The sequence below is a fragment of the Bacteroides sp. An322 genome (assembly GCF_002161765.1).
Lineage (GTDB): Bacteria > Bacteroidota > Bacteroidia > Bacteroidales > Bacteroidaceae > Phocaeicola > Phocaeicola merdavium.
Window position 1 is genome coordinate 1 of sequence record NZ_NFIN01000013.1, and the last position, 12023, is coordinate 12023.

Consider the following 12023-nt stretch of genomic DNA (forward strand, 5'->3'; position numbering starts at 1 on the left):
CACGTAATCAAGGTGCACCACAGATTACACAGATTTGAACAATTTATTATTAACCAAACCACGGACACAGAGAAAATAATTTTATTAATCTGTGTAATCTGTGGTGAAAAAACTAAAGACTAAGCTATGATTGACTATTCTGTTTATTTGACAGGGAACCCGATGGACGAAATGGCGCCGTAGCCAGCCGCACGGCACAGGCAGCTACGTTGAAAGCCGAGAAAGAGGGGCTGAGTACCGTCGACCTGGAGGCGGCGAAAGGGTGAAATTAGTTAATAATTAATAATTAATAACGCCGGCTTAACTATTAATTATCAACTGAAGAAATCTCTTAATTATTAACTCTTAACTATTGACATGGACAACAAGAAGAAAAACATTTGGGGGATTATCATCCAGACTTTGATTACGATTCTGACCGCTATCGGGACGTCGCTGGGAGTAACCAGCTGCATGTAAGGCAATGAATAATTAATAATGAACAGTTAATAGCGGCTGGTGGAAACACTTTCTGTTATTAATTGTTCATTATTCACTATTAACTATCAAAGTTTTCAATTCTCCATTTTCCATTTTCAATTTTCAACTAATGATAATTTTTTTCGATAAAAAACTTTCATTTTATTTGTTTATTCGGGAAAAGACTTTACCTTTGCAAATGAAAACCGATAAAAACAGATAGATTATGACAACGGATATACGAATTAACTTGGCAGTCCTGCATTTGATTCACGTCGTGGTGGTACCAGGAGGTGAGGAAGGTTCGTGTATGTAGTTGAATGTGGATATACGTTAGAAAGCCTTTCTCACCTGAGTTGAGAGAGGCTTTTTACTTAATGACTAATAAGGAGAACGCAGATATGAAACACGAGTTACGTAGTTCGATGAGTACCGAAGGCAGGCGCATGGCAGGCGCACGTGCGTTGTGGGTAGCCAACGGAATGAAGAAAGAGATGATGGGTAAGCCGATTATAGCGGTGGTCAATTCGTTCACCCAGTTTGTGCCCGGGCATACGCACCTGCACGAAATCGGGCAGATGGTAAAGGCGGAGATAGAGCGTCTGGGATGCTTTGCCGCCGAGTTTAACACCATTGCCATTGATGACGGTATTGCCATGGGGCACGACGGGATGCTTTATTCCTTGCCTTCGCGCGACATCATCGCCGATAGCATCGAGTATATGGTCAACGCGCACAAGGCGGACGCGATGATTTGCATTTCGAATTGCGACAAGATTACGCCGGGGATGCTGATGGCTGCCATGAGGCTGAACATCCCTACCGTTTTTGTATCGGGCGGACCGATGGAAGCGGGCGAGTGGGGAGGCATGCACCTCGACCTGATTGACGCGATGATAAAGTCGGCAGACACGAGCGTGAGCGATGCCGACGTGGCTGAAATCGAGCGTCATGCGTGCCCCGGATGCGGATGCTGCTCGGGTATGTTCACCGCCAATTCGATGAATTGCCTGAACGAGGCTATCGGTTTGGCTCTGCCCGGAAACGGCACCATTCTTGCCACTCATGCCAACCGCAAGATTCTTTTCGAGGATGCGGCGCGGCTCATCGTGGAAAATGCCTATAAGTATTACCGCGACGGGGACGAGAGCGTATTGCCCCGAAGCATTGCCACCCGCGAGGCTTTCTTGAACGCCATGACGCTGGATATCGCCATGGGAGGCTCTACCAACACGGTGCTCCACCTGTTGGCGGTTGCCCACGAAGCGGAAGTGGATTTCTGCATGGACGACATCGACCGCCTTTCACGCCGTGTGCCTTGCCTGTGCAAGGTGGCTCCCAATACGCAGAAATACCATATACAGGACGTGAACCGCGCGGGAGGCATCCTGAACATCTTAGGCGAGCTGGCAAAGGGAGACTTGCTGGATACATCGGTGCGCCGGGTAGACGGAACGACGCTGGCGGAAGCTATCGAGCATTATAATATAAACAAGGAGAATCCCGACCCAGAAGCGTTGCGCATCTACCGGAGTGCGCCGGGCGGAAAGTTCTGCATCACCTTAGGCGCGCAAGACGCGATGTACGATACGCTCGATACCGACCGTGCCACGGGATGCATCCGCGACCTGCAACACGCTTATTCAAAGGACGGCGGGCTGGCGGTATTGAAAGGGAATATCGCGCAAGACGGATGTGTGGTGAAGACAGCAGGAGTGGACGAAAGCATCTGGAAGTTTTCGGGTCCTGCCAAGGTGTTCGACTCGCAGGAAGCGGCTTGCGAAGGCATCTTGGGCGGTAAGGTGGTGAGCGGAGATGTGGTGGTCATCACCCACGAAGGACCGAAAGGAGGTCCGGGCATGCAGGAAATGCTTTATCCCACGTCGTACATCAAATCGAAGCATTTGGGCAAGGAATGTGCCCTGATTACCGACGGGCGTTTTAGCGGAGGCACATCGGGGCTGAGCATCGGACACATCTCGCCCGAAGCCGCCGCAGGAGGAAACATCGGCAAGATAACAGACGGTGACATTATCGAGATAGATATCCCTAACCGTACGATCAACGTGAAGCTGAGCGATGAGGAATTGGCTGCCCGTCCGATGGCTCCCGTCACGCGCGACCGTCAGGTATCGAAAGCCCTCAAAGCCTACGCCGCAATGGTAAGCTCGGCAGATAAGGGCGGAGTGAGAATCATAGAATAAGGAAAATAGAGGAGTAAAGATATATGGCAAAAGAAAGAATAACAGGCTCGGAAGCATTGATGCGCTCGTTGGAACACGAAGGGGTAAAGACCCTTTTCGGTTATCCCGGAGGAGCCATTATGCCGGTATTTGATGCGTTGTATGACCATCGCGATAAGTTGAATCACATTTTGGTGCGCCACGAACAAGGAGCGGCTCATGCCGCACAAGGCTTTGCACGGGTATCGGGCGAAGTGGGTGTGTGCCTGGTGACGAGCGGTCCCGGAGCGACGAACACCATTACGGGTGTGGCGGACGCGATGATAGACAGTACGCCTATCGTGGTGATAGCCGGACAGGTAGGTGCTTCGTTATTGGGTACAGACGCGTTTCAGGAGGTGGATTTGGTAGGTGTGACCCAGCCGATTTCGAAATGGAGTTATCAGATACGCCGGGCGGAAGACGTGGCGTGGGCAGTATCGCGCGCGTTTTACCTCGCACGGAGCGGACGTCCCGGTCCGGTGGTGCTCGACTTTGCGAAGAATGCGCAGACCGAACTGACCGATTACGAACCATTGGATGTAGACTTTATCCGAAGCTATGACCCCGACCCGGAGACCGATCCGAAGATGGTGGCAGAGGCGGTGAAGCTGATTAACGAAGCCCAACGCCCGCTGGTATTAGTAGGGCAGGGGGTCGAGTTGGGCAATGCGCAAGAGGAACTGAAGGCGTTCGTAGAGAAAGCCGATCTGCCTTGCGGATGTACGTTGTTAGGGCTTTCGGCATTGCCTTCCGACCATCGGCTGAACAAAGGGATGTTGGGTATGCACGGCAATTTGGCTCCAAACGTAAAGACCAACGAGTGTGATGTATTGATAGCCGTGGGGATGCGTTTCGATGACCGCGTAACGGGTAAATTAGAGACATACGCACGTCAGGCTAAGGTGATTCACCTGGATGTAGACCCTTCGGAGATAGGCAAGAACGTGCGGGTGGATGTCCCTATCTTGGGCAATTGCAAGCGCACATTAGCATTGCTCACCGAGCTGATGCAGAGCCATAAGCATACGGAGTGGATAGACAGCTTCGCCCCGTATGCCGAGAAAGAATACGAGCAGGTTATCCGTCCCGAAGTGTTTCCGGGCAAAGGACCGCTGAATATGGGCGAGGTGGTGAATGCGGTGAGCGAGGCTACCCGCCGCGAAGCCATTCTCGTGACCGATGTAGGGCAGAACCAAATGATGGCGTGCCGCTATTTCAAGTTTGCTAAGCAACGGAGCATTGTCACTTCAGGCGGCATGGGCACGATGGGTTTTTGCCTTCCGGCGGCTATCGGCGCTACGTTCGGATGTCCGGGACGTACGGTGTGTGCCTTTATGGGCGACGGAGGTTTGCAGATGACTTTGCAAGAATTAGGTACGGTAATGGAGCAACAAGCCCCCGTGAAACTTGTTTTGATGAACAACAATTACTTAGGCAACGTGCGCCAATGGCAGGCGATGTTCTTCAACAAGCGTTATTCGTTTACGCCGATGATGAATCCCGACTATATGCAGATAGCCGCTGCATACGGCATTCCGGGACGCCGGGTAATGGAGCGTGAGGAGCTGGAAGAAGGCATCCGCGAGATGCTGGATACCGACGGGCCTTTCTTATTGGAAGTATGTGTGGTAGAAGAAGGCAATGTCCTTCCGATGACCCCTCCGGGAAGCTCGGTAAACGATATGTTGCTTGAATTGGATTGCTGATTTGTTGTAACTTAAAATGATAGCAAATGGATAATAAGACCTTATATACAATCATCGTTCACTCTGAAAACATAGCCGGATTGCTGAATCAGGTAACGGCTGTATTCACGCGCCGGCAAATCAATATCGAGAGTTTGAACGTTTCGGCCTCCTCGATTAAGGGAGTGCATAAATATACGATAACCTGCTGGACCACTCCCGACATTGTGGAAAAAGTGGTGCGTCAGATAGAGAAGAAAATCGATGTCATTCAGGCGCATTATTTCACCGAGAAGGAAATCTTCCAGCGCGAGGTGGCGATGTACAAAGTCTCCACGCCCGAATTCCAGTCGAATCCCGAAGCATCGAAGGTGGTGCGCCGTGCCAGTGCGCACATCGTGGAAGTGAACCCCACGTTCTGCATTGTGGAACTGACGGCGATGAGCAATGAAATCACCGACCTTTATGAGAAACTGAGAGACCTGAACTGTATGCTTCAGTTTGTCCGTTCGGGACGGATAGCCGTATCCACCAGTTGCTTCGAGCGGGTGAACGAATACTTGGCACATCGCGAAGAGCGTTATTTGAAGGAGCAGAAAGGTTGATTCATAAAAATCTTGACGGATATGGACGCAAAAGAAAAAATAGGCAGATACGAGTTTGTGGCAGAGCCTTTCCACGTGGATTTTACGGGAAGGCTTACGATGGGAGTCTTGGGCAATCATCTGTTGAATTGTGCCGGATTCCATGCCGCCGACCGTGGTTTCGGGATAGCCGTATTGAACGAAAACCATTATACGTGGGTGCTTTCGCGCCTGGCGGTAGAGATGACCGAGATGCCGAAAGCATACGAGAAGTTCAGCATCGAAACGTGGGTGGAAAACGTGTACCGGCTCTTTACCGACCGCAATTTCGCAATCCTGAACGCGGAAGGCAAGCCCATCGGGTATGCGCGTTCGGTATGGGCGATGATTAGCATGGAGACCCGCAAGCCCGCCGACTTGTTCCTCTTGCACGGCGATGAAATCACGGGGTACGTGTGTGCCGATAAGCCTTGCCCTATCGAGAAGGCGGGCAGGGTGAAGGTGAACGAGACGCAACCCGTGGCGGAATATCACACCAAATACAGCGATATCGACCTGAACGGGCACGTGAACAGCATCAAGTACATCGAGCATATCCTCGACCTGTTCCCGTTGGATATGTTCCGTGAGAAGACGTTGCGCCGTTTCGAAGTGGCATACGCCGCCGAGAGCCATTACGGCGATGTGTTGAGCTTTTACCGCGAACAAAAATCCGAAAACGAGTACGACATTGAAGTCAAGAAGAACGGTGCCGAAACCGCGATTCGGAGTAAAGTAGTATTTTATTAAACATGTATATATTAACCTGCGGTCGGTCAGGACCGCGATAAAAAGATTGTAATTATGGCAAAAATGAATTTTGGCGGGGTAATCGAAAACGTAGAGACCCGCGAAGAATTTCCTTTGGAAAAAGCACGTGAAGTATTGAAAAACGAAACCATAGCCGTAATCGGTTACGGCGTACAGGGACCGGGCCAGTCATTGAACCTGCGCGATAACGGATTTAACGTCATCGTGGGCCAACGTCTGGGCAAGACATACGATAAAGCCGTGGCAGACGGTTGGGTGCCGGGCGAAACCCTTTTCGGCATCGAAGAGGCTTGCGAACGCGCTACTATCATCGCGGTGTTGCTTTCCGACGCGGCGCAAATCGCTTGCTGGCCGACTATCGAGAAGCATCTTACTGCAGGCAAGGCATTGTATTTCTCTCACGGATTCGCTATCACATGGAATGACCGTACAGGTGTAGTTCCTCCGAAAGACGTGGATGTGATTATGGTGGCTCCGAAAGGTTCGGGCACTTCGCTCCGCACGATGTTCCTCGAAGGACGTGGCTTGAACTCTTCGTATGCGATTTATCAAGACGCTACGGGCAAGGCTTGGGACCGCGTTATCGCCATGGGTATCGGTATCGGTTCGGGCTATTTGTTTGAAACTACATTCCAGCGTGAAGCCACTTCCGACTTGACCGGTGAACGCGGTACGTTGATGGGAGCTATCCAAGGCTTGCTTTTGGCTCAATACGAAACCCTGCGCGAACACGGACATACTCCTTCCGAAGCATTCAATGAAACCGTAGAAGAACTCACTCAATCGTTGATGCCGCTCTTTGCAGCTAAAGGTATGGACTGGATGTACGCCAATTGCTCTACTACAGCCCAACGCGGTGCGCTCGACTGGATGGTTCCGTTCCACGATGCCACCAAGCCCGTATTCGAGAAATTGTATAAATCAGTAGCCGACGGTTTGGAAGCACAACGCTCTATCGATTCCAACTCTCAGCCCGACTATCGTGAAAAGCTGAATGAAGAGTTGAAAGCATTGCGCGAAAGCGAAATGTGGCAGACGGGTATGGTAGTGCGCAAGCTCCGCCCTGAAAACAATTGATCCCCCTCAGCGGAATGACATAAAAAACGCCCCCTTTCCTGATTCTTCTCAACGGGAAAGGGGGCGTTAGTTATTATCTCGGCATGGAGTAATTAATGCGCTTATTTTTTGCTTTCAAGTTCTATTATCTGATAAACGGCGAACATCATGTCGTTGGTGTCCATATTCTCAAGCCGGCAACGCAGGAACTTGGACGCTTGTTGGCGGATGGCTTCGTCCTGTTCTTTAAACAAGTTGCCGAAATTCGCGATCAGCGCGTTTTTCATGACGTCGTTCAGCATCGGATATTCTTTTTCGCAAAGAGCCAGGTATGCTTTTATGTCGCCTTGCGCATAGCATTCAATCAGGCGGAAGCAAGGGTCGTATTGTTTGTCTTTGTTCAGCCCCAGTTCATTGGCCTGTTGTTTCAACGCATCGTAAGCCGTAGCGTCATACGGAATCTTTGCGCCTAAGTAATTGCCTATTTCCGTTGCATATAGCCTATCGATGATGGGAATCAACGTTTTTTGAGACGCTTCATCGAATTCATTCCGATGCGCTATCATATACTGGGTGATTTCATCGTTGATGGCCATCGCGTATTCCGTATAGACAAACAGGTTTTCGGGCGATAATTTTTCCGCATCCGTCAGACCGTTGAAATAGTCGTGTACCATTCTGTTTGCCTGTCCTATCAGGTCTGCAAATTTATCGCGTTGATTGAAGGCTTCTGTTTTCAGGTAGGCGGCATACGATGCGATGAGCTTGGGGGTACGTTCGCCTCCTTCGTAGCGGGCTTTCATGCGTTCGGGTGTTCTGTCCGGGTCGAGCATACGGTCGATGTCTGCAATGAAATCATCAGCGTCTCCTCCTCCTACTTTCGTAAGCACGATGTTCTTGTCGGCATCAATGGCGATGAATGTGGGATAAGCCTCTATTTTGTACAGGTCTGCCAGTTCTTTGCCTTCCTTTTCGGCATTCAGTTTGATGCACACGAACTTTTCGTTCATGTAGTCGCCCACTTTTTTTTGCGGGAACACTTCGCGTGCCATTCTTTTACACGGACCGCACCAGTCGGTATAGAAATCCATGAATACGAGTTTGTTTTCTGCTTTAGCCGCAGCGATAGCTTCATCGTATGTGATAGAGCGGAAATTGGTTTGTGCCAAGCCTGGCAATGCCAAGAGGGCTGCCAGGATAAAAAGTACAGTTGTTTTCATTTTATGTTTTATATTTGATTATGTATATGTTCTTATTAATCAGCCATCGGGAACGGATTTGTTTCGTATGCTATATACATGTCGACAATCACAGGCGAAGCGAAACGTATGCATTTCACCTTTCCGGTTCCGGTAGCTGTCTTGTAAGGAGCATTGACCGGAATACCGCCGTTCAATCCATCGTAGAAGTATAACTTATAGGTGTCACCTGTTTGCGTACCTACAACCAGATTATCGAAATTATATTCGGTAGGATAGAAAGAACTGAACTGTAACCACTGGTTAGTGATGAAAGTAATGGTTTCGCCGGAAGGGATGCTTGGCAGAGGCACTTCTATCTCCGAATCTTCCGTCAAGCTATAGGCATATACTTTCCCGTTATCCACGCAATAAATATAAGAGGCTGAATGACCGTTCCCACCCTGTATGGTGCTGCGTCCCAAATGAGAATCCGGAGCTATTTGTGTAGCTTCGTCTACGTATTGGCTACTAGTAGTTTTCAATAGATAGCGGTCGCCCGTAGAGGGTTGTTCGCATAGGAACCATGCCATGGTGCCCGCCGTGACGCTCAGACTGGAAGAGATGCATTCCAAGTCATTGGGGAATGTGACGCCTTCTGCCGGTTCCAACGGGTTAGAACCCATACAATTGTAATCGACTATTTTCAAGCCATGCTCGTCATCGCTCCAATAAATATATCCAGCCATGGCATTGACCACTTGAACATATTTGCTGGCTCCGGCACCTACCGGATAGCCATACTTGCCGGTACTGCTATTAAACATAGTCTCATAATAGCGTACGCCGGTATTTGAGAAATAGAAATTACCTGTCGGACCTGTTACGAATGTACCGGGTTGTTCGGATGCGGGCATTGTTCCGCTATAGAACATATTATCGTTGTTGAACACTTCAAGCATATCCTCCGTGCGGTATCCTTTGATTTTCCCTTCGTCGCTTATGGCATAAATCAGATTGGTGCTTGACATTTCGTTTGTCTCTTCATCAATGTATGCCCCGCCGTACATCATCGTGAGGTTATAGGGCTTTCCTTGCAACGGGCTTCCGGAAATGTTGGTAATCAGGTCTTCCAGCAGACCATCGTCGTTCAGCATATCAAGGTCTGTATTGCCTTCATTCGTTTCTTTGAGGATATAGAATCCTCTAGAGAAGGAAGTGGATGTGCGGATAGTTGACTCGACGATTTTGGCATAGCCTGTTTCTGTGTTGGTCACTTCGAATACGAGGGTATAAGTGCCTGAGGGCAGGTTAACTTCATAGTCCAGCTCTTTACCCGAAGCTATCAAGTAATTTTTGTAGCGCCCTTCGCTGTTTTCATTGGAGTAAAGATACCACGCATAAGATAGTTGTTCTTCGGGGATAGTGGTCATAACTGTCGGATGAATCAGGTCTTTGAGGTTCACTCCTTGATAAGAGGCCACATTCAGGTCTTCGGCTAAGCCTTCCACCACAATTCCGACCACTTCATTACCCATGGACGAGTTGTCGTCCGTACAAGCCGACCAGCTTAGTGATAAGCCGGTTAAAAGTGCGATAAATATAGTTTTTTTCATTGTTTATACTATTTTGAGGATTAATAGATTAAGCCCATGATTTAGGTTCGAATTTGACGGGGGTGCCGTCGGGTTCTCGTAAAATATCCAAGCCTTGTGCTTGACGTTCGGCATTAAGTTCAGCCAGTTTTTCCTGGAAATAACCTTTCAGGTAGTCTAGATAAGCCGAATCGCCGGCTGCCAATTCTTTGATATAATCGTCATCCCATGCATTGCCGGTCCATTGAATCATCAGTTCGTGTATGGTTTCGGTATATTCAACGAAGTTATAGTCCCAGTAATTCAAATCCCATTGAGACGGTCTGGTCAAGCGACCGGAAATGTGCAACGTATGGGTATTGTAAGCTGGATAGCCGGGTTGAAAGATACCGTTGTCTTTAAACGTGATTCGCAGAGCCACACTTTGGGTATCCAAAGAAGGGTCGCGCAAGACCACAATGGGCACTTTGGCTATTGTGGCTCCTGCAGGGACATAACTTTTGCTCAGCAAGGTCGCGTCGTCAAAAGGTACATAGTGTACGCCTGCCTGTGCTTCGGCTTCTCCGTATTCTTGCAGGTCTTCATCGCTTATGGGCACTTGTTTTAGTTCAATGGTGCGGTCTTGGTCGTATACGTATCCCATGGTTTCCACCTCCAGCCACACGGTGTCTTGCTCCAAGTCTACGCCCAGTGAGGCACTACGCATGGCAAACGAGTAATAAGAGTCATCCTGCATCAGTTCTTCACGTCCGCCAGACCAATTGATGTAGTGGAAGTTGAGCCAGGCATCGTTGCTATCGAAAGGTTTCAGTTCTTTTTCACAAGCCGTAAAAAGAGGCAGGCAGCAGCATGCTATCAATGATTTGAGTACAATATGTCGTTTCATAAGGCTTATTCGGTTTTATCAGGGTTATTAGGATTGTATTCCGTAGTCGGTAGGGGTACGATGTAGTCTTCTTCGGTCATAGGGACAGGATTTTCAGAAGCACTCAGCACACTGCCCATTATGTTGGTAGCATTCAAGCGTTTGTATGTGTAGAATAACTGACCCTCGGCAAAGAATTCCCGTCTGTATTCAGGTATCATATAGTCTGCCACTTCTTGCAGTGAAGAGAAGTCGGGGTCGGTCGGCACTTCGTGTGCCAGACGGTACTCGTAATACAATTCGTTGGCTTCCGTTAGTGAGGTTGCCCCTTCCATCGCGATAAGATAGATTTCAGACATTCGCAGCATCGGAATGATTTGGCAACCGAACATCTGTTGGGTTGATGTCAGCGCATTTTCGTCCCAATAATATTTGGTGGTTACGACTTTCGACTGACCGTAGTTGTCTATGGCTTTGTCGTTCCAACAGTTTTTATAACGGTTGTGTGTGGTTATGTTTTGACCGGTATACATTGCATCGCGTTTGAAAGTGGTGATTCCTAAACTGCTGTTATTGCTGAAGCTGCTTTGGCCACCTACTAAAAAGCTGCGCGAATAATCCATCACGTCCCATTTGCTTAAGTAGAATAGGCATTCCGAGGGGCAGAGCTTGTAGCCGGTGGTGAAGTCGGTAGCGCCACTCATGGTCATAACAGGTGCTCCGTTCACTTGGGCATTGATAATTTCCCGTGCGATTTCAGCCGCTTTACTCTTGTCGCCGATGTAAAGATACATACGGGCTTCCAATGCCTTCACAGCCCAATAGTTCAACCGTGACTGGCGGTAAAGCATGTTGTCGTCAACTGTCCCATCGTTATTACCATTCAAGTCATCAAACGAATAAGTCATCACGGGATCGTTGTCCCGGAGCAGTTCTTCCGCTTGGGCTATGTCGGCTTTCAGTTTTTCCACGTAAGCGTTGAAATTGTAGTAAGCGGGCATTTCTTCAATCCCCGTGGTTTCGGAATAAGGCAATTCTACCTTGATGGTTCCGCCTGGCACTTCGCCGAACAGACGTAGCAGGTCCAGTTGGCAATAAGCACGCATGGCGTATGCTTCCCCTTGCAAGGTATATCGTATAGCAGGGTCGGGAATCGCATTGCCGTTTTCCTCGATGTTTTTAATGATCATGTTGGCTTGGGCTATCACATTGAATAGTTTGGCGTAGATAGTCTTAACGGCTGCTTGAGCGTATGCTACATTTTCGTAGTCATGCTGCATCAAGTGGAGGTCTTCGTTGCGTGATGTTTCCCTTTCTGAAAGCGACCATTGATTGGCTAATGACTCGATGTTGGTCATGGTCATACGTTCGCCGTAGATGTCACGGCTTGCCATTTCCATATAAGCTCCGATAAGGGCATCATAAAAACCTTGTGCCGTAGAGAATTGGTCTTCGTCTTTCTGCTCTGTATCAGGACGTACATCCAACCAGTCGTTGCAGGACGAGAGGCTGAAGAGTGTCAGCGTTAGCAAAAATAGGGATATAAATTGTTTTTTCATCTTTAAA

Annotated in this window: 10 protein-coding genes and 1 pseudogene; 7 read left to right on the forward strand and 4 right to left on the reverse strand. The window is 48.9% G+C overall.

All coding sequences use genetic code 11. The features are described 5' to 3' along the window. Positions 1-179: 179 nt before the first annotated feature. The 7 genes and pseudogenes from B5F91_RS15565 to ilvC form a co-directional block, all read left to right on the forward strand. Positions 180-266 (forward strand): annotated as a pseudogene (locus B5F91_RS15565) (DNA-binding protein); the annotation flags it as partial. Positions 267-357: 91 nt separating this feature from the next. Further along, a complete protein-coding gene (locus B5F91_RS15190; RefSeq protein ID WP_158099904.1) occupies positions 358-459 on the forward strand; it encodes a smalltalk protein in 102 nt (33 codons plus the stop codon). Positions 460-860: 401 nt separating this feature from the next. Then, positions 861-2663: a dihydroxy-acid dehydratase gene (ilvD, locus tag B5F91_RS08325; protein WP_087428695.1), complete on the forward strand. Its 1803-nt coding sequence runs from the start codon at positions 861-863 to the stop codon at positions 2661-2663. A gap of 23 nt (positions 2664-2686) precedes the next feature. Further along, a complete protein-coding gene (ilvB, locus tag B5F91_RS08330) occupies positions 2687-4390 on the forward strand; it encodes a biosynthetic-type acetolactate synthase large subunit (RefSeq protein ID WP_087428633.1) in 1704 nt (567 codons plus the stop codon). Positions 4391-4416: 26 nt separating this feature from the next. Continuing rightward, positions 4417-4974 carry an acetolactate synthase small subunit gene (ilvN, locus tag B5F91_RS08335; protein ID WP_087428634.1) on the forward strand — a complete coding sequence of 186 codons (558 nt, stop codon included), beginning with the start codon at positions 4417-4419 and terminating at the stop codon, positions 4972-4974. Positions 4975-4995: 21 nt separating this feature from the next. Beyond that, entirely contained in the window at positions 4996-5742 is a 747-nt protein-coding gene (locus tag B5F91_RS08340; RefSeq protein WP_087428696.1) for an acyl-ACP thioesterase domain-containing protein, read from the forward strand. 54 nt (positions 5743-5796) lie between these two features. Continuing rightward, positions 5797-6840, forward strand: a complete 1044-nt coding sequence (ilvC, locus tag B5F91_RS08345) for a ketol-acid reductoisomerase (protein ID WP_087428635.1) — start codon at positions 5797-5799, stop codon at positions 6838-6840. Between the two features lie 101 nt (positions 6841-6941). On the opposite strand, the gene B5F91_RS08350 is transcribed toward ilvC, so the two are convergent. The 4 genes from B5F91_RS08350 to B5F91_RS08365 are packed head-to-tail and all read right to left on the reverse strand — an operon-like array spanning position 6942 to position 12016. Then, entirely contained in the window at positions 6942-8039 is a 1098-nt protein-coding gene (locus B5F91_RS08350) for a thioredoxin family protein (RefSeq protein WP_087428636.1), read from the reverse strand. Between the two features lie 35 nt (positions 8040-8074). After that, on the reverse strand, positions 8075-9613 hold the full coding sequence (locus B5F91_RS08355) for a PKD-like family lipoprotein (protein WP_087428637.1): 1539 nt from the start codon (positions 9611-9613) through the stop codon (positions 8075-8077). 28 nt (positions 9614-9641) lie between these two features. Then, entirely contained in the window at positions 9642-10478 is an 837-nt protein-coding gene (locus B5F91_RS08360) for a DUF4843 domain-containing protein (protein ID WP_087428638.1), read from the reverse strand. A 5-nt stretch (positions 10479-10483) separates the two neighbouring features. Continuing rightward, a complete protein-coding gene (locus tag B5F91_RS08365) occupies positions 10484-12016 on the reverse strand; it encodes a RagB/SusD family nutrient uptake outer membrane protein (RefSeq protein ID WP_087428639.1) in 1533 nt (510 codons plus the stop codon). Positions 12017-12023 lie beyond the last annotated feature (7 nt).

Bases quoted from the DNA above. Each gene is read 5' to 3' on its own strand.
- B5F91_RS08340 (WP_087428696.1), top strand. From the start codon at position 4,996: ATGGACGCAAAAGAAAAAATAGGCAGATACGAGTTTGTGGCAGAGCCT.
- B5F91_RS08365 (WP_087428639.1), bottom strand. From the start codon at position 12,016: ATGAAAAAACAATTTATATCCCTATTTTTGCTAACGCTGACACTCTTC.
- ilvN (WP_087428634.1), top strand. From the start codon at position 4,417: ATGGATAATAAGACCTTATATACAATCATCGTTCACTCTGAAAACATA.
- ilvD (WP_087428695.1), top strand. From the start codon at position 861: ATGAAACACGAGTTACGTAGTTCGATGAGTACCGAAGGCAGGCGCATG.
- B5F91_RS08355 (WP_087428637.1), bottom strand. From the start codon at position 9,613: ATGAAAAAAACTATATTTATCGCACTTTTAACCGGCTTATCACTAAGC.
- B5F91_RS08360 (WP_087428638.1), bottom strand. From the start codon at position 10,478: ATGAAACGACATATTGTACTCAAATCATTGATAGCATGCTGCTGCCTG.
- ilvC (WP_087428635.1), top strand. From the start codon at position 5,797: ATGGCAAAAATGAATTTTGGCGGGGTAATCGAAAACGTAGAGACCCGC.
- B5F91_RS08350 (WP_087428636.1), bottom strand. From the start codon at position 8,039: ATGAAAACAACTGTACTTTTTATCCTGGCAGCCCTCTTGGCATTGCCA.
- B5F91_RS15190 (WP_158099904.1), top strand. From the start codon at position 358: ATGGACAACAAGAAGAAAAACATTTGGGGGATTATCATCCAGACTTTG.
- ilvB (WP_087428633.1), top strand. From the start codon at position 2,687: ATGGCAAAAGAAAGAATAACAGGCTCGGAAGCATTGATGCGCTCGTTG.